At 71.1% G+C, this 21,444-nt stretch carries 22 protein-coding genes and 1 pseudogene; 13 read left to right on the top strand and 10 right to left on the bottom strand.

The genetic code is table 11. The features are described 5' to 3' along the window. Nucleotides 1–17: 17 nt before the first annotated feature. Entirely contained in the window at nt 18–422 is a 405-nt protein-coding gene (locus AB0J66_RS06945) for an SDR family NAD(P)-dependent oxidoreductase (protein ID WP_364656557.1), read from the bottom strand. A gap of 83 nt (nt 423–505) precedes the next feature. On the opposite strand from AB0J66_RS06945, the pseudogene AB0J66_RS06940 reads away from it, so the two are divergent. Beyond that, a pseudogene (locus AB0J66_RS06940) lies at nt 506–1,008 on the top strand (hypothetical protein). Between the two features lie 22 nt (nt 1,009–1,030). Then, nucleotides 1,031–2,242 carry an acyl-CoA thioesterase/bile acid-CoA:amino acid N-acyltransferase family protein gene (locus tag AB0J66_RS06935; RefSeq protein WP_364656554.1) on the top strand — a complete coding sequence of 404 codons (1,212 nt, stop codon included), beginning with the start codon at nt 1,031–1,033 and terminating at the stop codon, nt 2,240–2,242. Here AB0J66_RS06935 and map read toward each other — a convergent pair. Further along, complete coding sequence (gene map, locus AB0J66_RS06930) at nt 2,222–3,013, bottom strand: type I methionyl aminopeptidase (protein ID WP_364656551.1); 792 nt, start codon at nt 3,011–3,013, stop codon at nt 2,222–2,224. The two genes, AB0J66_RS06935 and map, sit on opposite strands and share 21 nt — an antisense overlap. Nucleotides 3,014–3,055: 42 nt before the next feature. On the opposite strand from map, the gene AB0J66_RS06925 reads away from it, so the two are divergent. The 3 genes from AB0J66_RS06925 (at nt 3,056) to AB0J66_RS06915 (ending at nt 4,759) form a co-directional block, all read left to right on the top strand. After that, nucleotides 3,056–3,322, top strand: coding sequence for a helix-turn-helix transcriptional regulator (locus tag AB0J66_RS06925; RefSeq protein WP_364656548.1), 267 nt, complete (start codon nt 3,056–3,058; stop codon nt 3,320–3,322). Between the two features lie 152 nt (nt 3,323–3,474). Continuing rightward, a complete protein-coding gene (locus AB0J66_RS06920) occupies nt 3,475–4,203 on the top strand; it encodes a hypothetical protein (RefSeq protein ID WP_364656546.1) in 729 nt (242 codons plus the stop codon). A gap of 85 nt (nt 4,204–4,288) precedes the next feature. After that, nucleotides 4,289–4,759, top strand: a complete 471-nt coding sequence (locus tag AB0J66_RS06915) for a hypothetical protein (RefSeq protein WP_364656543.1) — start codon at nt 4,289–4,291, stop codon at nt 4,757–4,759. 57 nt (nt 4,760–4,816) lie between these two features. Here the strand turns inward: AB0J66_RS06915 and AB0J66_RS06910 are convergent, their stop codons facing one another. Next, entirely contained in the window at nt 4,817–6,337 is a 1,521-nt protein-coding gene (locus AB0J66_RS06910; RefSeq protein ID WP_364656541.1) for a chitinase, read from the bottom strand. A gap of 110 nt (nt 6,338–6,447) precedes the next feature. Between AB0J66_RS06910 and AB0J66_RS06905 the strand changes: the two genes are divergently transcribed. The 3 genes from AB0J66_RS06905 (at nt 6,448) to AB0J66_RS06895 (ending at nt 9,822) form a co-directional block, all read left to right on the top strand. Next, nucleotides 6,448–8,724, top strand: coding sequence for a glycosyltransferase family 2 protein (locus AB0J66_RS06905; protein ID WP_364656539.1), 2,277 nt, complete (start codon nt 6,448–6,450; stop codon nt 8,722–8,724). Nucleotides 8,725–8,880: 156 nt separating this feature from the next. Next, a complete protein-coding gene (locus AB0J66_RS06900; protein WP_364656536.1) occupies nt 8,881–9,054 on the top strand; it encodes a hypothetical protein in 174 nt (57 codons plus the stop codon). Nucleotides 9,055–9,129: 75 nt separating this feature from the next. Then, the gene (locus AB0J66_RS06895) at nt 9,130–9,822 is read left to right on the top strand and encodes a Type 1 glutamine amidotransferase-like domain-containing protein (RefSeq protein ID WP_364656533.1); all 693 of its coding nucleotides are present in this window, start codon (nt 9,130–9,132) and stop codon (nt 9,820–9,822) included. On the opposite strand, the gene AB0J66_RS06890 is transcribed toward AB0J66_RS06895, so the two are convergent. Together AB0J66_RS06890 and AB0J66_RS06885 are read right to left on the bottom strand one after the other, a co-directional pair. Further along, nucleotides 9,774–10,454, bottom strand: a complete 681-nt coding sequence (locus AB0J66_RS06890) for a class I SAM-dependent methyltransferase (RefSeq protein ID WP_364656530.1) — start codon at nt 10,452–10,454, stop codon at nt 9,774–9,776. The genes AB0J66_RS06895 and AB0J66_RS06890 overlap by 49 nt on opposite strands. Before the next feature lie 100 nt (nt 10,455–10,554). After that, the gene (locus tag AB0J66_RS06885; RefSeq protein ID WP_364656528.1) at nt 10,555–10,740 is read right to left on the bottom strand and encodes a hypothetical protein; all 186 of its coding nucleotides are present in this window, start codon (nt 10,738–10,740) and stop codon (nt 10,555–10,557) included. An 83-nt stretch (nt 10,741–10,823) separates the two neighbouring features. On the opposite strand from AB0J66_RS06885, the gene AB0J66_RS06880 reads away from it, so the two are divergent. Further along, a complete protein-coding gene (locus AB0J66_RS06880; RefSeq protein WP_364656525.1) occupies nt 10,824–11,291 on the top strand; it encodes an SAM-dependent methyltransferase in 468 nt (155 codons plus the stop codon). On the opposite strand, the gene AB0J66_RS06875 is transcribed toward AB0J66_RS06880, so the two are convergent. Genes AB0J66_RS06875 through AB0J66_RS06855 form a run of 5 tightly spaced genes read right to left on the bottom strand, consistent with a single transcriptional unit; the run spans nt 11,257 to nt 16,021 of the window. Then, nucleotides 11,257–11,793, bottom strand: a complete 537-nt coding sequence (locus AB0J66_RS06875; RefSeq protein ID WP_364656522.1) for a GNAT family N-acetyltransferase — start codon at nt 11,791–11,793, stop codon at nt 11,257–11,259. The two genes, AB0J66_RS06880 and AB0J66_RS06875, sit on opposite strands and share 35 nt — an antisense overlap. A gap of 23 nt (nt 11,794–11,816) precedes the next feature. Further along, nucleotides 11,817–12,476 (bottom strand): SDR family NAD(P)-dependent oxidoreductase, encoded by a 660-nt coding sequence (locus AB0J66_RS06870; RefSeq protein ID WP_364656519.1) that lies wholly within the window; start codon nt 12,474–12,476, stop codon nt 11,817–11,819. Nucleotides 12,477–12,521: 45 nt separating this feature from the next. Beyond that, nucleotides 12,522–13,703, bottom strand: a complete 1,182-nt coding sequence (locus tag AB0J66_RS06865; protein WP_364656517.1) for a M20/M25/M40 family metallo-hydrolase — start codon at nt 13,701–13,703, stop codon at nt 12,522–12,524. A gap of 52 nt (nt 13,704–13,755) precedes the next feature. After that, a complete protein-coding gene (gene glpK / locus AB0J66_RS06860; RefSeq protein ID WP_364656514.1) occupies nt 13,756–15,249 on the bottom strand; it encodes a glycerol kinase GlpK in 1,494 nt (497 codons plus the stop codon). Nucleotides 15,250–15,265: 16 nt separating this feature from the next. Beyond that, nucleotides 15,266–16,021, bottom strand: a complete 756-nt coding sequence (locus AB0J66_RS06855) for an IclR family transcriptional regulator (RefSeq protein ID WP_364656511.1) — start codon at nt 16,019–16,021, stop codon at nt 15,266–15,268. A gap of 123 nt (nt 16,022–16,144) precedes the next feature. Here AB0J66_RS06855 and AB0J66_RS06850 point away from each other — a divergent pair, with 123 nt between their 5' ends. Genes AB0J66_RS06850 through AB0J66_RS06835 form a run of 4 tightly spaced genes read left to right on the top strand, consistent with a single transcriptional unit; the run spans nt 16,145 to nt 21,395 of the window. Continuing rightward, nucleotides 16,145–16,975 carry an MIP/aquaporin family protein gene (locus AB0J66_RS06850; protein ID WP_364656508.1) on the top strand — a complete coding sequence of 277 codons (831 nt, stop codon included), beginning with the start codon at nt 16,145–16,147 and terminating at the stop codon, nt 16,973–16,975. Then, on the top strand, nt 16,968–18,485 hold the full coding sequence (glpK, locus tag AB0J66_RS06845; protein ID WP_364656506.1) for a glycerol kinase GlpK: 1,518 nt from the start codon (nt 16,968–16,970) through the stop codon (nt 18,483–18,485). Before AB0J66_RS06850 ends, glpK (AB0J66_RS06845) begins: the two co-directional genes overlap by 8 nt. 2 nt (nt 18,486–18,487) lie before the next feature. Then, nucleotides 18,488–20,179: a glycerol-3-phosphate dehydrogenase/oxidase gene (locus AB0J66_RS06840; RefSeq protein WP_364656503.1), complete on the top strand. Its 1,692-nt coding sequence runs from the start codon at nt 18,488–18,490 to the stop codon at nt 20,177–20,179. Between the two features lies 1 nt (nt 20,180). Beyond that, nucleotides 20,181–21,395, top strand: a complete 1,215-nt coding sequence (locus tag AB0J66_RS06835; protein WP_364657354.1) for an MFS transporter — start codon at nt 20,181–20,183, stop codon at nt 21,393–21,395. The last annotated feature ends 49 nt before the right edge of the window (nt 21,396–21,444 follow it).

Here is a 21,444-nt window from a genome sequence, read left to right as displayed (position 1 = left end):
AAAACAGGCCCGGTCCGTTAGGCCAATGCGTTCTCCCACTTGTCGAGCTGCTCGAGGCGCGCCTGGAGCGCGGCCCGGATCCCGGCCACGGCGTCGGCCCCGACGGCCAGGCGCAGCGGCGGCTCGGGCATCTTGGTGACCGCGACGATCGCGTCGGCCACCTGGGCCGCGTCGCCGAAGGCGGACGGCGGCAACTGGGAGAAGTCGGAGAGGAACTTGCCGACGGTCGGCGCGTACACGTCGTCGGGGAGCACGGCGTGCACGGAGCCGGCGAACTCGGTGGCGAACAGGCCGGGCTCGATGAGCGTGACCCGGACCCCGGCCGGGGCCAGCTCCTCGGCCAACGCCGCGCTGAACAGCTCGACCGCGCCCTTGGAGGCGGAGTAGACGCCGGAGGACGCCCAGGCGATCTGGCCGTTCATCGACGACAGCCCGCCGCTCCCCGCCCGCCCGGCGCCGGGCGGCGCCGAAGGCGCAGTCCGTGCGGCCCGGGACGCTGGCGCTGATGGAACAGCTCGGCGACGTCCCGGCCCTCGTCCTCGGCCGGCGCACGGATCTGCTCGCCAGCAATCGATTGGCCCGCTGCTGCTGGCCGACTTCACCACGATGCCGGCCCGGGAGCGCAACGCGGCCCGCTGGCTCGCCCTCGACGAGGGCGCCCGCTCGCTGTTCGGCGACGGCTGGTGCCAGGTCGCCTCCGACATGGTGGGCGTGCTGCGGATGGACGCCGCCCGCCACCCCGACGACCCGAAGACGACCGCCCTGGTCGGCGAGCTCTCCATGAAGAGCCGGGACCTCCGCCGCTGGTGGGCCGGCCACAAGGTGGTCGAGTTCGGCACGGGCAGCAAGACGATCCACCACCCGCTGGTCGGCGAGCTCACCCTGGACACCGAGGCGATGACCTTCCCCACCGACCCGGACCAGATGCTCATGGTCTTCCTGGCCGCCCCGTCCTCACCCGCCCGCCACGCCCTCGACCTGCTCGCCGCCTGGAGCGGCCCCTCCTGACCGATCGATTACCATCGTCACCATGCGCCGGATGATCGTCGCGGTGGCGGCCGTGCTGCTCGGTTCCGCCGGCTGTACGAGCGGTTCCTCGCCGGAGTTCCACGTCGCCGTCGCGTCGGCGCTGTTCGACGCGCCGCTCGGCGTGACCCTCACCGGTCTCCCCGCCCACCATGAAGTCGTCATCCGGGCGACCGCCGGGGACAAGGCCGGTACGCAGTGGTCGTCCGCGGCCACTTTCGAGTCGAGCGACGACGGGGCGGTGGATCCGGCCATCCAGGCGCCGCTCTCCGGGTCGTACAGCGGAGTTCACGACACCGGCTTGCTCTGGTCCATGACGAGCCCGGGCAAGTCCTCGCTGAGCCCACCCGAGTCCGGCACGACCGTGCGCCTGGCCGCCATAGTGGACGGTGACCAGGTCGCGAGCACCCGGCTGCGGCGTCTGGAGAGCGGCCCCGGGGTGACGTCGCAGGAGGTCGCCGCGGATTTCACCGGCACCTACTTCGCTCCTGCGGGCGACGGGGCCCGGCGTCCCGCGGTGCTCGCCTTCGGTGGGTCCGAGGGTGGCGCCGGCGGTGGGATCGCCAGCGCCCGGGCGCTGGCCGCGAAGGGCATCCCGGCGCTGGGCATCGGCTACTTCGACGTGCCCGGGCGCCCGGCCCACCTCGAGCGCATCCCTCTCGAATACTTCGCCACGGCCCTGCGCTGGCTGGCCCGGCAACCGGGGGTGGATCCCGCCCGGCTGTACGTCTACGGAATCTCCCGCGGCTCGGAAGCCGCCCTGCTGCTCGGCGTCAACTTCCCCGGCCTGGTGCACGGGGTCGTCGCCGCCTCGCCCAGCAGCGTGGTGAACCCGGGCTTGCCGGACACCACCCAGCCCGCGTGGACGTTGCACGGCCGGCCGTTGCCGTTCGTCGAACGCTCGGAGTTCGGCTTCGTCACGCCGCCCCGAACCCCGTCGGCAGTCATTCCCGTCGAGCGGATCCGTGGGCCCGTCTTCCTGCTGTGCGGTGACAGTGACCGGCTCTGGCCCAGTTGCACGTACGCCGGCGCCATCGGCGCCCGGCGGGGCGAACTTCCGTACACCGAAGTGCGTGAGCCGGACGCCGGTCACTTCATCGGTGACCCGGTACCCAACCAGGCGACCGCCCCGGGCGCCGAGGTCGGTGGGACCCAGCAGGCCGACGCTGTCGGGCGGCTGGACGCCTGGCCGAAGTTATTGGGGTTTCTCGGCTGACTCGCTGGGGCGGCGGGTCAGCACGACCGGGCCGTCCTCGGTGACGGCGATGGTGTGCTCGGAGTGAGCGGTGCGTGAGCCGTCGGAGGAGCGGATGGTCCAGCCGTCCTCGTCGAAGCGGATCTTGTCGGTGGTGGTCAGGAACCACGGCTCGATGGCGACGGTGAGGCCCGGCGTGAGCTTCATGCCGCGGCCGGCGCGGCCGTCGTTCGGGATGTGCGGGCTCTCGTGCATGGTGCGGCCGATGCCGTGCCCGCCGAACTCGTTGTTCACGCGGAAGCCGTACTCGCGGGCGACAGCGCCGATGGCAGCCGAGATGTCACCCAGGCGCCCGCCGGGCTGGGCCGCCTTGATGCCGGCCTCCAGGGCCACCTCGGTCGCCTCGATGAGGCGGAGATCCTCGGGCGCGGCTTCGCCGACAACCACGGAGTACGCCGAGTCGGCCGTCCAGCCGTCGATGGCCACCGCCATGTCGATGCTCAGCAGATCGCCGTCGGCCAGCGTGTAGTCGTGGGGCAGCCCGTGCAGCACCGCGTCGTTGACCGACAGGCAGAGCACGTTGCGGAACGGGCCACGGCCGAACGACGGTGCATAGTCCCAGTACGAGGACTCGGCGCCGCGCTTCTTGATCAGCTCACGGGCCTGGTGCTCCAGGTCGAGCAGGTTGACGCCGGGCGCGGCCGACGCGCTGACCTCGGCCAGCACCTCGCCCACGAAGCGGCCGGTGACGTGCATGCGCCCGATCTCGGCGGGGGACTTCAACTCGATCACGGTATAGTTATACCACGTCCGTTTGGGGGTTATAGTGACGGAATGGTTCGCCAACCGCACACCGCCGAACAGATCGCGGCCGGCCAGCGCCTTGGCGTCGCCCTCCGGCGGGCCCGTGACGGCCGCAGCCTGGTCGAGGTCGCCCTCGCCGCCGGCATGTCACCCGAGACCCTCCGCAAGATCGAGGTCGGCCGCCTGCCCGCCCCCGCCTTCGGCACCATCGTCCGCCTCAGCGACGTCCTCGGCCTGCCCCTCGACACCCTGGCCGACGCCTGGCGCGCGGGCTTGTACGTCGACAAGGCCTCCTGACGCCACCCTGTCGAGTGAGACAGGTGCGTTTGCCGTCCGCGCCCCGGTCGAACTGATAGCTTGAGATTCGCACGAACGCACGACCGCTGAACCCGTAGCCAGAACCGGCTGCGGGTTTTTTGTTGCTGACGTGGGCCTTCGAGGCGGAGGAAATGTCGAAGAAGAACTCGTGGATCCGCTGGACCATCACGGCGGGATCGGCGGCGGCGGTGGGTTGTGCGACCGGCGTTGTGGCAGGCCCGGGACCCGGCATCATGGCCGGTATCGCGTGGGCCAATCTCATGAACGCCACGCTGCCCCAAAACATGATCGGCAGTGCACCAGAAAATAATTCCATTGTTCACGACGAGGAGATAGCCATGGACGATTGCGAGCCTGGCGCGGCTTTGCCGGAGATCGACAGGACACTTCTGTTCTGCGCGAAGCCGGTATGCCGAATGGTCCAGGTCTTGAAGGAGGGTGAGGATCCTGTTCCCTATGTCTGGCGCGCCTATCAGAAGTTGTACGAGCGTTACTCGTACCCGGTGCGCTGTACCAATCCGCAAGCGGTGATCTTCATGACCGCAGAGCAGGAGGCGTTGCGACCCGAACCCCTCTCGTGGGACGTGCCCAGCGATTTCCGAATCCGATTCGGACTACGGGTGGCCGACGACGAGCGGGAGCTGCTCGAGTGGGATCACACTCGCAGTGTGATCAACAAGGCGGTTCGCCGCCGCCTGTGGCCGGAAGCCGCGCTTTACGATGCCATCACCGAGCCGGTGCGCGCCGATCACACGCTCAAGATCCAGCGCATCGCGCAGATTCGGGGAATCTCCTATTCCTTGGCCGTCCAGCGGATCCGCGACGTGAAAGCCGACCTGAGCCACACTTTGTCCCACTGATCAGCGAAGACGTGATTTCGAGGGGGAGGTCGGCAATCTCCCCCACCACCCCGCCATTGCAACACCGATATTGTCTGGAGTGATCATGGCCATTCACGACGGGAGCCTCAAGGCGGTCTCCAGTGAGCTGGCAATCGCGGCTTACGAGCTGGGTAACCTTCATCTGGAGAACGGCAGCCTCATCCGGGCCGAGTACTGGCTGCGAGTGGCGTGGGAGCAGGGCGCCGCCGGAGCCGAGGATTCTCTGGCCGAGGTCCGCCAACTACTCGAAGCCGAAGTTGGTGTGGGCCGGGCGCCCACCGAGCCCGAATTCGTCACGAACCCCCCGATCCTCGTGACGGAGGGCGGCCGTCGGTCCCTCGCCGACGTCGTCCTCATCCTCGGACTGCTCCCCATCGCGTCGGCGTTCGTCTTCGCCGGCGATGCCGTCAAGCCGCTCATGGCCGGCTTCACCGCGCTGCTCGCGTTCGCCTGGCTGATCCGGGCGATGGTTCCGCTGTGGCGCGCTCGCCCACGTCCCCACGACGCCGTCTACGAGCACGTCGATCACGGTTAACGCAGGTGGATCGGACCCGGTGGCGCTGCCGCCGGGTCCGATCCAGCCAGGCGATGGTCAGAGAGTCTGCCAGGGTGTGTCCGAAGGGTCGCTCACCTGGGCGCCCGGCACATCGCCGAGGGTCCACCACTTCGCCTGATAGATGACGCCGTGATATTGGACCCGGTCGCCGGAGACGTAGGTGGCGGTGGGGTTCCACGTGGCGTAGGCCGTGGCCGTCACGGTCGACGAGGCGGTGGCGAGCGGGGTCTCGCCGGCCAGGACCGGGCCGATCAGGGTCCACGGGGTCTGGGCCGCGTCGGCCACCGGCGCGTCCGGGGTGTCGCCCTGGGTCCACCACTTCGCCAGGTAGACGTTGTGGTGCCAGACGACCTTCGAGTTCTTGGCGTACGCCGTCAGGGCGTTCCAGATCGGGTACGGCGCCGTGGACGGGTCGTCGGTGGGCTGCGCGGCGACGCTCGCGGCGGTCGCCGGACCGGCCGACGGCGCGACCGCCGTGAACTCGTTGAACAGGGCGGAGAACGCACCCTCGGCCTGGTCGAGCCCGCTGCAGCTGTTGGACACCAGCGTGGTGTCGACGTAGTTCACGCCGCAGTTGTTGTCCCGGTTGGCCGACCACATCGACAGCCGCCGCAGGCCCTTGGCCCGGGCGAACGCGATCAGCGCCGACGCGTCCGACAGCTGGAACCGCTCGTCGGCCGTGTCGTTCTGCCCGATCATCGGGGTGGCCGCGATGCGCTGCCAGCCCTCGCTCGCGCTCAGCGGGGTCCCGGCGCGGCCGTACGCGGTGACGACCTGCCCGGCCAGCGACGTCAGCGACGATTCGACCAGCGACCGCATCGTCTTGCCGGTGCCCGACGAGCCGTAGTTCATCGTGAGCGCGTTGACCCCGGCCACTTCCACGCCCGCGGCGAGCATCGCGTCCAGCTCGGCCACGCCCACGCTCGTGAGCCCGTCCGTGCCGACCGGCAGGGTCAGCCACACGTCGAGGCTCTTGCCGGCCGCGTTCTGCTTCTGCTGCACCGTGCGTACGGCCATGGCCCGCCGCGACATGACCGCCGAGGTCTCGCCGCCGTCCTCGAGGTCGAAGTCGACCGAGGTGAGGTTGTACCGGTCGACCACCGACCGGTACGCGGCGGTCAGCTTGGCCTGGTCGGTGCAGGCCGACGCGAGCTCCTTGTTCGCGGCCCCGCCGAACGAGGCGGTCACGTCCCCGCCGCGCTGGCGCAGCCGGGCGATCCGCCGGTCCAGGTCGATGCCGGTCGACGCGGTGGCCAGCGAGTACGCCGTACCCCAGCTGGGCTGGCAGACGACGTCGGTGCTGCTGACCACGAAGCCGAGCACCACATTGCCGGCCGCGTTGGCCGACGGGTCCTCGAAGGTGAACTGCGGGGTGTTGGTCACGTCCACGTAGGGCGCGAAGGACGACGCCTGCGGGGCGCCCGCGTCCAGCCGGTCCTTGACCGTGCGGAAGGCGAACGGCGCCGTGACCGCGGCGGCCACGACCACGACGACCAACAGGATCCGCGGTACGGAGAGCCGGCGCCGGGGTTCCGCGGCCGAGTCGGGGGATGACATGTGCGTTGCATCGGCGGCCCACCGGCGTACTTGAGGAACTTTCCTCAACTGGGCCGGGCCGTGGCCGATCCAAGGTCTCGATCACCCTCCGACCCCCCGGGGAGACGTGCATGCCCGCGAAACGCAGGCGCCAGTGGGGCGCCGACCGGCGCACCCAGCCGCTGCCACCGGTGGCCGCGCCGGCCAGCGACACCCTCATCACGATGGGCCGCCTCGGCATCGTCGTCACCGTGCTCGCCTGGGCGGCCTACATCGTCGTCACGGTCATCTCCCAGTTCGTCAACCGCGGTTTCCAGGGCATGCGGTTCACCTCGGAGACGACGGTCTACGTGGCCATCATGTCGCTGCTGACGATGTCATCGCTGCTCTACCTGGTGGCCCGGCAGGGCGCGCTCTACCGCACCCGGGCCCACCGCCGGGTGCCACGGGCGGTCATCGACGAGGCGTTCGACGACCGGCAGCCGTCCATGACGGTGCTCGTCCCCTCGTACCGCGAGGAGATCCCGACCATCCGCAAGACGCTGCTGTCGGCCGCGCTGCAGGAATACCCCGACCTGCGGGTGGTGCTGCTGCTCGACGACCCGCCCGCGCCCGTACGCGCCGACCACCGCGCGGCCCTCGAGGCGGGCCGGGCCCTGCCGGGTGAGCTCTCGGCCTGGCTGCGCGAGCCGCGCGAGCGGTTCGAGGCGCTCGACCCGTCCTCGGCCGACCTCATCGCCGAATACCGCTGGGCCGCGGAATGGTTGCGGGCCCGGGCGGCCGAGGAGCCGGCCGAGGACCACGTCGACACGTTCTTCGCCGAACAGGTGCTCGGCGCGCTCGCCCGCGACTTCGACAGCATCGCAGCGGCGCTCACCTCCGCGGTCGGCGAGGGCGAACCTCTTCCGTACGACCGCAAGCGGCAGCTCGCCCAGCGCCTCGCCTGGACCTTCCGCTGCGAGATCACCTCGTTCGAGCGCAAGCAGTACGCGTCGCTGTCGCACGAGGCGAACAAGGCGATGAACCTCAACAGCTACATCGGGCTGATGGGCCGCACGTACGAGGTCCGCGAGACGCCCGAGGGCACGGTGCTCGTACCGTCGCCGGCCGGCACGATGACCGTGCCCGACGCGGAATTCGTCCTGACCCTCGACGCCGACTCGATCCTGCTGCCCGAGTACTGCCTCCGGCTGGTCTACCTGTTCTTCCTGCCGGACAACTACCGGCTGGCGGTGGCCCAGACGCCGTACTCGGCCTTCCCGGGCTCGGCCACCCGCATGGAGCGCCTGGCCGGCGCCACCACCGACCTGCAGCACATCGTGCACCAGGGCATGAGCTACCACGACGCCACGTTCTGGGTCGGCGCCAACGCGGTCATCCGCAAGCGCGCGCTCGACGACATCGTCGAGGTCGAGCACGAGGGCGGCCACGAGGTGCGCCGTTACGTGCAGGACCGCACGGTCATCGAGGACACCGAGTCCAGTCTGGACCTGGCCATCCACGGCTGGCGTCTCATCAACTACCCGGAGCGTCTCAGCTACAGCGCCACCCCGCCCGACTTCGGCTCACTGGCCATCCAGCGCCGCCGCTGGGCCAACGGCGGCCTGCTCATCCTGCCCAAGCTGTGGCGCAACAGCCGCGAGCGCACACAACGCGGCGAGCACGGCAGCGCCGCCCAGACGTGGCTGCGCATCAACTACATGGCCTCGACGTGCTGGAGCAGCATCGGCCTCATCCTGCTGCTCGCCTACCCGTTCGACAGCAAGCTGCTCAGCCCGCTCATCGTCACGGCGGCCCTGCCGTACTTCCTGGCCATGGCGAGCGACCTCAAACGCCTCGGCTACAAGCGGACCGACGTGCTGCGCATCTACGGCTTCAACCTGATCCTGCTGCCGGTCAACCTCTCCGGCGTCCTGAAATCGTTGCAGCAGGCCGTGACCGGCAAGAAGATCCCGTTCGCCCGCACCCCGAAGGTCGCCGACCGCACCGCCACCTCCCTGATGTTCGCGGTCTCGCCGCTGCTCATCATCGCGTTCTCGGCCTACACCATCTGGCGCGACTACCAGCTGCAGAACTGGGGCAACGCGGCCTTCGCGCTCCTCAACGCGCTGGCCGCGACCTACGCCGTCGTGGCGTTCATGGGCGTACGCAACTTGCTCGTCGACTTGTGGCTCGGGTTCGTCGAGCACCTGTACGTCCCGGCCGCCGCCGACAAACCATTGGTCCGGCGCCGTCGCCGTACCGCCGCCGCCCCCGAGCCGGCACCGTGGCAGGAAGTCCTCTACCGCGGCGCGGCCGCCACCGCCACCGGCGCCTACCACGCCGAGGCCACCGGCTCCTTCCACATCCTGGCCTCACCCCCGTCCGCCCCACCCACCCACAACCGCCGCTCCTCGGACCGTTCCTAAGGGGACGCTCAGGGGTGTGCCCCATACCGCCGGCCGGCGGCGCTGGGAAAGCCGGCGGCATGCGAAGTCACCGGATCCTCGCCCCCCCCCCCCGGGCCGGCGTGGGCGATCCGGCCACCGGCCGTCTGGGAGGAGACCGGTTACGGGCTGGGCCTGTTGAAGCGCCGCCTGCCCTGCGGCGGCTGGTGGAACGCCCTCACCGACAACGGCGTCACCCCCGACGGCCGCCGGGCCGTCACGGTCGCCATCGCCAGCTCCCTGGACCCCGGCCAGGACCCGGCCGCGCAGGCCAAGGCGTCGGCCGCCCTGATCGACCACGCCCTCTGCTGACGGCTGCCGTCGGAAAATGTCGGAGGTGGGCGGTAGCGTCGCCGGACACGTGACGAGACGGCCAGGAGGGACATCATGAAGCTGCTTCTCACCGACTCCGGCATCAAGAACGCGAGCATCCACGACGCGCTGCTCGGCCTGCTGGGCAAGCCGATCGCCGAGGCGAGTGCGCTGTTCGTGCCGACCGCCCTGCACGCCCAGCGCAACGGCGCCGCCCAGGCCTACCGGGTGATCAGCGGCCAGGAGACCCGGGCGCCCATGACGGGGCTGGGCTGGAAGTCGGTGGGCGTCCTCGAGCTGACCGCGTTGCCGACCGCGGGCGAGGACCTCTGGGTGCCGCTGGTTCGGGAGACCGACGTTCTGCTGGTCGAGGGTGGCGACCCGATGTATTTGTGCCATTGGATGCGCGAGTCCGGGCTGGCCGGTCTGTTCCCCTCGCTGCGCGACACGGTCTACGTGGGGCTGAGCGCCGGCAGCATGGTGATGACGCCCCGGATCGGGCCGGACTTCGTCCGCTGGAGTCCGCCCGGTGGCGGCGACACCGCGCTGGGCGTGGTCGGCTTCTCGATTTTCCCGCACCTCGACTACCCGGGGATGGCGGGCAACACCATGGCCGAGGCCGAGAAGTGGGCCGCCTCGATACCGACGCCGGCGTACGCCATCGACAACGAGACGGCCCTCAAGGTGGTCGACGGGGACGTCGAGGTCGTCTCCGAGGGTCAGTGGCGGTTGTTCAACCAGACGACGGACATCTCGACGCCGGGATGAGGGTGCGGGCGGCGCAGTTCGTGGACGTCGGGGAAGCCCCAGGATCGGAGGTCGCCGGCGATGCCCGGTTCGCCGCGGTTCTCGTTGTTCTTGCCGATGACCAGGCGGCCGTGCGGGGCCACGACGAGGTCGAGGAGGTGGCGGACGAAGCCTTGGCGGCGGTCGCGGGGCACGTATTCGAGACCGGTGCGCACGAAATCGAAGCGCATCGGAGGACGCCAGCCGTCCGCGTTGGCCGTCCAGATGCGGTGCCGCCATTGCGGATAGCGCTCGCGGGCGAGTTCGGCCAGCCGTGGGGAGATGTCGACCCCGTACGGCTCCAGGGTTTGACGTGACCAGCGCTCCACCGACGCCATCAGCAAGCCGTTGGCGCAGCCGACGTCGAGCACCGTGCCGGGGCGGTCGACGGCCTGCATGATGAGCCCCCGCGACGTCTCCCACTGCTCCGCGGTGCCGGAATGGCCCGAGGCGAGCCGTTCGGTGGCGGCGGAGAGGTAGGCGGGTTCGATGACGGCGAGGACCCTGCGGTGCCACTCGCTCTGGGTGATCTCACCCCGGTCGTACGCCTCGTCGATGGGCGCCAGAACCTCGTAGGCCCGCTCCTTGGCGCACTCTCGACTGTCGCCGCTCATGAACCGCACCCTAGCCCGGCCTTTTCAGCTCTTCGCAGCTCCGGGCCGGCGGTGACCGGCCCGGAGGCGGCGCTACGAACGGATCAGGTCAGTTTCCGGCCTAAGCGGGCTCGCGGACACCACCCTCGCCGCCGTCCCCGCCGTCGCCGTCACCCGGCATCGGCTCCACCGGCGCGTCCGGCAGCTCGTCCGGCCCGTCGGACAGCAGCTCACCCGGGTCGTCGGGCACGGGCTCACCCGGGTCGATCGGCGGGTACTCGTCGGGGTTCAGGTCGGGATCTGTCATGCGCCCATCATCCGGCACAGCGGCCGCCGCCGCCCGGAACGACGACCCCCACGGCGAGGCGCGGCCCGGATAACCTGCCGGTCATGGCCAGCTTCGAGCTCACCCCGATCGGCACGGTCCGCAACGAGCGTACGGACGTGCAGGACACCGACAACTGGGGCGCCGTGCGCAGCACCATCACCGTCGACGAGCGCTTCGGCGACGCCTGCCTGCAAGGGCTCGAGGGCTTCTCGCATGTGGAGGTCCTGTTCGTCTTCGACCGGTTCCCGGACGAGGGCGACTACCGCGAGCCGCGCCCGTACCGTGGCCGCGCCGACCTCCCGCCCGTCGGGGTGTTCGCCGGCCGAGGGCCCCGCCGCCCCAACCGCATCGGGGTGACGACCTGCGCCATCGAGTCGGTGGACGGCCGCGAGCTGACGGTGGTCGGGCTCGACGCGGTGTCCGGCACCCCGGTCGTCGATCTCAAACCGGCCATGGCCGAGTTCACCCCGGTCGGGGTACGGCAGCCGGAATGGGTCACCCGGATGATGGCCGAGTATTTTCTACCCTGAGCGACGCGTCCCGCAGAAGGTCGCGCTGGTACCAGGTGCCCGGCTTGCCGCCGAGGTCAGCCGGGTCGGCCGGGCCGACCGGTTCGAAACCGGCCTTGGTCAGCACCTTCTGCGACGCCACATTCTGCTGGGAGGTGGCCGCGCGCAGCGTGTGCAGGCCATGCCGGACTGCGGCCAGCCGGCACAGCTCCCGCACGGTCGCGGTGGCCACGCCCCGGCCGGCGGCGTGCTGGGCCACCCGGTAACCGAGGTGGGCCGAGTGGTTCTCGATGTCGTACAGGTTGAAGCGGCCCAGCACCGAGCCGTCGCCGTCCACGAGCACGTAGAAGGCGCAGATGCCCGCCTCCTGCTCGGCCAGCAAGGCCTTGTGGTGGTCGGCGAACTCGTCGAAGTAGTGGTCGCCGCGGTCGGAGATGGAGGTCGCGAACCAGGCGCGGTTCGCCACCTCGAAATCCAGGACCGCCGGGGCGTGATCGGCGCGCAGCAGCTCGAGCCTGGGCATCGCCCGACCCTATCGCGCGTCCCTCACCAGGGCAGGTCCGGACCGTCGAGGGAGATGTAGCGCGGGGAGGTCCGGTCCGGGCTGTCCAGCAGCTCGGCCAGGCGGGCGGCGGCCACTGAGGGCGGGGTGGTGGCGTCGGGGCCGGCCATGGTGGTGGTGAGGGCGCCTGGGTGCACGGCCCAGCAGCGGACGCGGCCGGCCAACTCGGTGGCGAGGGCGATGGTCAGCATGTTCTGGGCGGCCTTGGAGATGCGGTACGCGTAGCTGGTCCTCCGGTCGGCGAAGGCGCCGGCGGCCTGGGCGGTCAGGGAGCCGAGGCGCGACGACACGTTGACGATGAGCGGGGCGGGTGCGGCCAGCAGGCCGGGCAGCAGGGCCTGGGCCAGGCGCAGCGGGCCGGCCACGTTGACGTCGACGGTGTCGAGGAGCGATCGGGGGTCGGTCTCGGCCAGCGGGCGGGCCGGGGCGCCGACGCCCGCGTTGTTGATGAGGGCGTCGACCGGGCGGTCGCCGACGGCAGCCAGCAGGGCCGGGCTCACGGGGTCGCGGACGTCCTGGACGACCCGGCCCGGAGCGGGCGTGCGGGCGCAGGCCACGACCTCCCAGCCCTGCCCGGTGAGATGGTCGGCCAGGGCCGCCCCCAGCCCTCGCCCCGCCCCGGTGACCACGGCCAATCGCGTCATGCCCCGAGCCAACCCGGTGATCACCGGCGGGGGCAAGGGGACAGGTCATACGGCGGCGGCTCGCGTGGTCAGCCAGCTCGACATGGCCCGTACGCCGTGGCTGATGGCCCGCTCGTCGGGGTCGAAGGCGTTGAAGTGGGGGTAGCTGGCCTTGATGGGGGCGCCGGGGCGGCGGACGCCGAGGAACGTGTAGGTGCCGGGCAGGCGGTTGAGGAACAGGGCGAAATCCTCGCCGTTGAAGGGGATCGCGGCGTGGACGGTCCGGACCCGGTCGCGGCCGAGGTGCTGCTGCAGGTGGCGTTTCAGGGCCAGGGCCTGCGGGCGGGGGCAGACCATGGCCGGGAACGGGTCGGTGGGGAACGTGACGGGCGCCTGGGCCAGGTCGCGGATCCGGTCGCGGATCGCGGCGTGGCGGGAGGCGGGCCAGCAGCGGTACGCGAACTGGACCTGGTTGCCGGTCGCGCGGGCCTGGGCGAAGACGTAGCGGGCCAGGGGGCCGTCCGGTTTCTGGATGTCGGCGACCAGCCGCTCGAGGTCCGCGCCGGTGGCCGGGCGGGCCACCGTGCTCAACGAGTTGATCTTGTCGGCCACGTCGGAGGCGGCGGCGGGGGAGGGGAGCGTGATGGCGCCGAGGTCCTGGCCCGGGAGCCCGGTGCCGGGGGTGACGGCGAAGTGCCCGACGGGGAAGGGGCCGCAGTGCAGGGCGTGGATCTCGGTGGGGCGGTAGCGCTCGAGGACGCCGTCGGCGAGCATGGCGGCGGCGCCGGTGAGGCTCTCCTCGGCGGGCTGGAAGAGGAAGACGACGGCGCCGGCGAACGACGGCCGGCGGGCCAGGCCGGTGGCGATGCCGACGCCGATGGTGGTGTGCAGGTCGTGGCCGCAGATGTGGGCGGTCGGGCCGGGGCCCTCGATCTGGTCCTCGGGCGGTACGGCGTCCATGTCGGCGCGGTAGGCGACCGTGCGGCCCGGCCGGTCCCCGCGGACGACGGTGACGACGCCGTGCCCGCCGACGCCGGTGGTGACGTCGAGACCGGCCGCGCGCAGCCGGCGGGCCACCACGGCCGCGGTCCGCTGTTCCTGGCCGGGCGCCTCCGGGTGGGCGTGCAGATCACGGCGGAGCGCGATCAGGTCGGCGGGCGAAGCGAGGGCGGGTGAGGGCAGGGCCGCAGCGACGCCGGCCGCGGCCGCGCCACCGAGGAACACGCGGCGGTTGATGTTGTGGGGCATGGCCCGAGCCTGTCGCACGACACCGGGCCGGCGCAGTGGTGCTAGGTCTACTTCAGGACGGGCGCGTCCAGTCGAACGTGCGCTCGACCGCGCGCTGCCAGTTGCGGTACTCGGTGTCGCGGACCGCCGGATCCATCTCGGGCAGCCACTGCGCGGCGCGGTGCCAGTTCTGGCGCAGGCCCTCCAGGTCGGGCCAGTAGCCGACGGCCAGGCCGGCCGCGTAGGCGGCGCCGAGCGAGACCGTCTCGGCGGCCAGGGGGCGTACGACCGGCACGTCGAGCACGTCCGCGATGGACTGCATGAGCAGGTTGTCGGCGGTCATCCCGCCGTCGACCCGCAGGGTGGTCAGGTCGAGGCCGGAGTCGGCGTTCATCGCGTCGACCACCTCGCGGGTCTGCCAGGCCGTCGCCTCCAGCACGGCCCGCGCGAGGTGACCCTTCGTGATGTACGACGTCAGGCCGACGATCACTCCGCGTGCCTCGCTGCGCCAATACGGTGCGTACAGGCCGGAGAAGGCGGGCACGATGTAGCACCCTCCGTTGTCGGCGACGGTGCGCGCGAGGGTCTCGATCTCGGGCGCGGTCGCGATCAGCTCGAGCTGGTCGCGGAACCACTGCACGAGGGAGCCGGTGATCGCGATCGACCCCTCCAGCGCGTACGCCGCCGGGCCGCCCGCGATCTGGTAGGCGACGGTGCTGAGCAGCCCGTGCGTCGAGCGCACGAGCTCCTTGCCGGTGTTCAGAAGCAGAAAACTTCCGGTGCCGTACGTGCATTTGGCCTCACCCGGCGCGAAGCAGGTCTGCCCGAACAGGGCGGCCTGCTGATCGCCGAGCGCGGCTCCGATGCGTACCCCCGGGAAGCCCGCGACGGCCGTGCCGAACACGCCGACCGAAGGTCGCACCTCGGGCAGCATGGCCCGGGGGATGCCGAAGAAACCGAGCGCGGCCGGCGACCAGTCGAGGGTGTGCACGTCGAGCAGCATCGTGCGGCTGGCGTTGGTGACGTCGGTGACGTGCAGGCCGCCGGTGAGCTTCCAGATCAGCCAGGTCTCCATGGTGCCGAACAGGATCTCGCCCCGCTCGGCCCGTTCCCGCAGTTCGGGGCGGTGGTCGAGGAGCCAGCGCACGCGCGGACCGGAGAAGTACGTGGCGATCGGCAGACCGGAGTCGTGTTCGACCGTCTTCGCACCCTCGGCGCCCTGCAGATCCCGTACGAGGTCGTCGGTCCTGGTGTCCTGCCAGACGATGGCGTGACCGATCGGCACCCCGGTGTCGCGCTCCCAGAGCAGGGTGGTCTCGCGCTGGTTGGCGATGCCGACCGCGGCCACCTGGTCCTCGGTGATGCCGGCGTTGCGCAGGGCCTCGGGGGCGAGCCGTTCGACGTTGCGCCAGATCTCGGCGGCGTCGTGCTCCACCCAGCCGGGCTTGGGGTAGTACTGCTTGTGCTCGTGCTGGGCCAGGGAGACGAGCCGCCCGCGGCGGTCGAAGACGATGCACCGTGTCGACGTGGTGCCCTGGTCGATGGCGACGACGTAACGCTCGGTCATGGACAGACCCCCAACTTCAGCGGCGGGCGGCTCCGAGATCGCGGGAGATGGCGCGCGCGGCCTCCCGGACGAGGGCGACGAGATGCTGGTGCGGACGGTAGTGGCTGTCGCAGACGCGTTCGACCAGGCCGCTGAGGCCGACGGCCCCGACGACCAGGCCGCCGTAGCCGCGGATGGGGGCGGCGATCGCCGCGGTCCCGGGCGTCATCTCCTCGGCCTCCAGGCTCCAGCCGGTGTCGCGGACCCGCTGCAGCTCGGTCTCCAGGGCCTGGGTGGTGCGGATCGTGCGCCGGGTGAAGCGCTCCAGCTCGGCCTCGGCCGGGACGCCGCGGTACGCGAGCAGCACCTTGCCGAGCGCGGTCGCGTGCAGCGGCAGCAGGGTGCCGACGTCGAGGGTCTGGAACGTGTCGTCGGGGCGGAAGACGTGGTGGACGACGAGGACCTGCCCGTCCAGGATCGTGCCGACGCGGACGGCCTCGCCGCTGCGCGCGGCCAGCGGGTCGGCCCAGTTGATCGAGTGGGAGCGCAGGTCGTTGACGTCGAGCCGGCCGTGGCCGAGCTGCAGCAGACCCGAGCCGAGCCGGTAGTGGCCGGAGGCGCGGTCCTGCTCGACGAAGCCGACGTACCGCAGGGTGGCCAGGATGCCGTGCGCCGTCGGCTTGGCCAGGTCGAGCGACCGGGCGATCTGGCCCAGGGTGAGATGTCCGGATTCGCCGGCGAGCAGGCGCAGCACGGCGGCGGCCCGCTCGATGGACTGCACTGTTCCGGGCACGTTTCTGACTCTATGCCACCTCATGAACATCTACCGTGACGAATGTTCGACATTGTCGAACGCCCGTCATTGCCCGTGCCCCTCCGGCTACCTAGCGTCCGGAGAATCTTCCAAGGAGGGCACATGGCAGAAAGGCTGAAACTGACTGGACTGTGGGGCGAGCTCGCGGCTGAGTTCGCCGGGACCATGATCCTCATCCTCTTCGGCGTGGGCGTCGTCGCGCAGGTGGCCGGGGCCGGCATCGGCGACCACGACAGCATCGCCTGGGCCTGGGGCCTCGGCGTGACGCTCGGCGTCTACGTCGCCGCCCGGATCAGCGGAGCTCACCTGAACCCGGCCGTGACGATCGCGCTGGCCTGCTTCAAGGGCTTCGAGTGGCGCAAGGTGGCCCCGTACTCGATCGCCCAGTTCCTCGGCGCGTTCGTGGCGGCCCTGCTCGTGCGCTGGAACTACACCGAGGTCCTGCACGCGGCCGACCCCGGCCTGACCATCAAGACGCAGGGCGTGTTCTCCACCCTGCCCGGCAACGGAACCCTCCCCGTGCACGAGTGGGGCGCCTTCCGGGACCAGATCATCGGCACGGCGATCCTGCTGTTCCTGATCCTGGCCATCACCGACGCCGCCAACACCGCCCCCACCGCCAACCTGGCCCCCGTGGTCATCGGCCTGCTCGTGGTCGGCATCGGCATGGCCTGGGGCACCAACGCCGGTTACGCCATCAACCCCGCCCGCGACTTCGGGCCGCGGCTCGCCAGCTTCCTGACCGGATATGGGGGCGCATGGCGAGATCAGTACGGAAACCTCTACTTCTGGGTGCCGATCATCGCGCCCGTCATCGGTGGCATTCTCGGCGCGGGCCTGTACAAGGTACTTATCGGGCGGTTCCTGCCGACCGCCGAACCGCAGGAGCCGGGCCGCATCCCGGACCAGAGACTGGAGGAGAGCCGTGGCTGACTTCGTCGGCGCCGTCGATCAGGGCACGACCAGCACCCGCTTCATGATCTTCGACCATGGCGGCAACGAGATCGCCCGTCACCAGCTCGAGCACGAGCAGATCCTGCCCCAGGCGGGCTGGGTCGAGCACAACCCGGTCGAGATCCTCGAGCGCACCGTCACGGTCGTGCGGACCGCCATGCAGAAGGCGAACCTGCAGGCCAGCGACCTGGCCGCCCTCGGCATCACCAACCAGCGGGAGACCGCCGTGGTCTGGGACAGGACCACCGGCCGGCCCTACTACAACGCGATCGTCTGGCAGGACACCCGCACCGACCGGATCGCGTCGGCCCTCGACCGCGACGGCCGGGGCGACGTGATCCGCCGCAAGGCCGGCCTGCCCCCGGCCACGTACTTCTCCGGCGGCAAGATCCAGTGGATCCTGGAGAACGTCGACGGGGTCCGCGAGGCCGCCGAGCGCGGCGACGCCATCTTCGGCAACACCGACAGCTGGCTGCTGTGGAACATGACCGGCGGCGTCGACGGCGGCCGGCACGTCACCGACGTGACCAACGCCAGCCGGACCATGCTGATGGACCTCGAGACCCTGCAGTGGGACGACGAGCTGCTCGGCTTCTTCAACATCCCGCGCTCGATGCTGCCCGAGATCCGGCCGTCGTCCGATCCGGAGACGTACGGCGTGGCCCGCTGGCCCGGCCCGCTCGGCGGCGAGGTGCCGCTGACCGGCGACCTGGGCGACCAGCAGGCGGCCACCGTCGGGCAGGTCTGCTTCGCGCCGGGCGAGGCCAAGAACACGTACGGCACCGGCAACTTCATGCTGCTCAACACCGGCACCGAGCTTGTACGCTCCGAGAACGGTCTGCTCACTACGGTGTGTTACAAGTTCGGCAACGCGGCGCCGGTCTACGCCCTGGAAGGCTCGATCGCCGTGACCGGTTCGGCCGTGCAGTGGCTGCGCGACCAGCTCCACGTGATCAAGTCGGCCGACGAGAGCGAGCGGCTCGCGTCGCAGGTGCCCGACAGCGGTGGCGTCTACTTCGTCCCCGCCTTCTCCGGGCTGTTCGCGCCGTACTGGCGCTCCGACGCCCGGGGCGCGATCGTCGGGCTGTCCCGCTTCAACACCGACGCCCACATCGCCCGGGCCACCCTCGAGTCCATCTGCTACCAGAGCCGCGACGTGGTCGACGCGATGGCGCAGGACTCCGGCGTGACCCTCGACGTGCTCAAGGTGGACGGCGGCATCACCGCCAACAACCTCGCCATGCAGATCCAGGCGGACGTGCTCGGCGTGCCGGTCAGCCGCCCGGTGGTGGCCGAGACGACGGCGCTCGGGGCCGCGTACGCCGCCGGTCTGGCCGTGGGTTTCTGGAAGAACACCGACGAGCTGCGGGAGAACTGGAACGAGTCGCAGCGCTGGCAGCCGGAGTGGAACGAGGAACAGCGCAACGCCGGCTACGAGAAATGGAAGAAGGCGGTGCAGCGCACTCTCGACTGGGTGGACGTGGACTGATCATGACTGCTCTCTCACCGGAGTACCGGGACTCGGCGCTGGCCGCGCTGGCCGGCGCCGAGCTCGACGTGCTGGTCGTGGGCGGCGGCGTGGTGGGTGCGGGATGCGCCCTCGACGCCACCACCCGCGGCCTCGCGGTCGGGCTCGTCGAGGCGCGCGACTTCGCGTCGGGCACCTCCAGCCGGTCCAGCAAACTCATCCACGGCGGCCTGCGCTACCTCGAGATGCTCGACTTCGCGCTGGTCCGCGAGGCGCTGCGCGAGCGCGGGCTGCTGCTGACCCGCCTCGCCCCGCACCTGGTGCGCCCGGTCCGCTTCCTCTACCCGTTGCAGCATCACGCCTGGGAGCGGGTGTACGCGGGCACGGGCGTCACCCTCTACGACACCCTCGCCATGAACGGCGGCCTGCCGCGCCACCGCAACCTGACCCGCCGGGGCGCGCTGCGTGAATGCCCGGCGCTGAAGAAGGACGCGCTGATCGGGGCCCTGCAGTACTACGACGCCCAGGTCGACGACGCCCGGCACACCATGTTCCTGGCCCGCACGGCCGCCGCCTACGGGGCGCACGTCGCGTCCCGGGCCGAGGTGGTCGGCTTCCTGCGGGAGGGGGAGCGGGTCACCGGCGTACGGGTGCACGACCTCGAGCACGACCGGACCTTCGAGGTCCGGGCCCAGCAGGTGATCAACGCGACCGGCGTGTGGACGGACGACACCCAGGCCCTGGTCGGCGAGCGCGGCCAGTTCCACGTGCGCGCGTCCAAGGGCATCCACCTGGTCGTGCCGCGCGACCGCATCCAGTCGAACACCGGGCTCATCCTGCGCACCGAGAAGAGCGTGCTCTTCGTCATCCCGTGGGGCCGGCACTGGATCATCGGGACCACCGACACCGACTGGGCCCTCGACAAGGCCCACCCGGCCGCCTCCAGCACCGACATCGACTACCTGCTGGAACACGTCAACTCCGTGCTTTCCACACCGTTGAGCCGTACGGATGTGCAGGGTGTCTACGCCGGACTGCGCCCCCTGCTGTCGGGCGAATCGGAGTCGACCTCGCAGCTGTCCCGCGAACACACCGTGGGCAGTCCGCAGCCCGGCCTGGTCGTGGTCGCGGGCGGCAAGTACACGACGTATCGCGTGATGGCCAAGGACGCGGTCGACGCGTGCGTGCACAACCTGGGCCGCGCGGTGCCGGCGTCCTGCACCCACGACGTGCCGCTGATCGGCGCCGACGGGTACGCCGCCCTGTGGAACCGCCGGCGGGTGCTGGCCTCCTCCTCCGGGCTGCACGTGGCGCGCGTCGAGCATCTGCTGGGCCGGTACGGCACGTTGGTGACCGAGGTCCTGGACCTGATCGCGGCCGATCCCTCACTGGCCGCGCCGCTCGACGGCGCCGACGACTACCTGCGGGCGGAGCTCGTCTACGCCGCCTCCCACGAGGGCGCCCGGCACCTGGAGGACGTCCTGACCCGCCGCACCCGCATCTCCATCGAGACCTTCGACCGGGGAGTGGCCGCGGCCGGAGTGGCGGCGTCGCTCATCGCGGACGTGCTGGGCTGGACCCCCGAGCAGACCGCGAAGGAGGTCGAGCGTTACCGCCTGCGGGTCGAGGCCGAACGCCGCTCCCAGGAGCAGCCCGACGACGAGACCGCCGACGCCGCCCGCCTCGGGGCCCCGGAGGTGGTTCCCCTGAACTAAGATCCTCGCCGTCCTCACCTTAGTCGTACGCCACCCGTCGTTCCGTCTGCTCGTCGCCGGGCGGACGGTGTCCATGCTGGGCAACGCGATCGCGCCGATCGCGCTGGCCTTCGCGGTGCTCGACCTGACCGGGTCGGCCGGCGATCTCGGGCTGGTGGTGGGCGCGCGCTCGCTCACCAACGTGGTGTTCCTGCTCGCCGGCGGGGTCATCGCCGACCGGCTGCCGCGCAACCTGGTCATGGTCGCCTCGAGTTCGGTCGCCGCGGTCACTCAGGCGGCGGTGGCGGCCACGATCCTCACCGGCTCGGCCACGGTGCCGCTGCTGATGGGGCTCTCCGCGCTCAACGGGCTGGCCTCGGCGCTGGCCTGGCCGGCCGTCTCGGCGCTGCTCCCGCAGACCGTGCCCGAGGGGGCCCGCAAACAGGCCAACGCGGTCAACCGGCTGAGCGCCAACGCCGCCGTGATCGTCGGCGCGCCGGTCGGCGGCCTCCTCGTGGCCACGGTCGGCCCGGGCTGGGGTCTCGCCCTCGACGCGGCCACCTTCGCGGTCAGCGGCCTCTGCTTCGCCCTGATCAAGGTCCCGGGGGTACGCGACACGGCCGCGCCCAAGCCGGGAATGCTGGCCGGTCTGCGCGAGGGCTGGAGCGAGTTCCGCTCCCGGACGTGGCTGTGGGCCGTGGTCATCGGGTTCATGTTCCTCAACGCCGCCTCGGCCGCCGGCATGGGCGTGCTCGGGCCGGTCGTGGCCGACGCGTCGGTGGGCCGGCGGTCGTGGGGGCTGGTGCTGGCGGCCCAGACCGCGGGCATGATCGCCGGGGCGGTGATCGCCATGCGGCTGCGGATACGCCGGTTGCTCTTCTTCGGGGTGGTCGCGATGACCGGCCCGGCGCTGCTGCCGGCGGCGATGGCGGTCACGCCCACCCTCGGCGTGCTGATGGCCTGTGCGTTCGTGGCCGGGGTGGCGGTCGAGCAGTTCGGCATCGCCTGGGAGACGACGATGCAGGAGTACGTGCCGGCCGACAGGCTGGCCCGCGTGTACTCGTACGACATGCTCGGCTCGGTCATCGCCATCCCGATCGGCCAGGTGGTGGCCGGCCCGGCCGCGCACGCGCTCGGCGTCGAACCGACCCTGCTGATCGCCACGTCGATCATCCTGCTCGCGGTGGCCGGCATGACGCTGAGCCGCGACGTACGCCGACTGGAGCACCGGCCCTGAGAAACCGCCACCGCCCCTCGGCAAGAACTCACTTCATCGTTCACACCTC

This window comes from Actinoplanes sp. NPDC049598 (genome assembly GCF_040675435.1).
Classification (GTDB): domain Bacteria; phylum Actinomycetota; class Actinomycetes; order Mycobacteriales; family Micromonosporaceae; genus Actinoplanes.
This window is presented reverse-complemented; position numbering and strand designations above follow the sequence as displayed.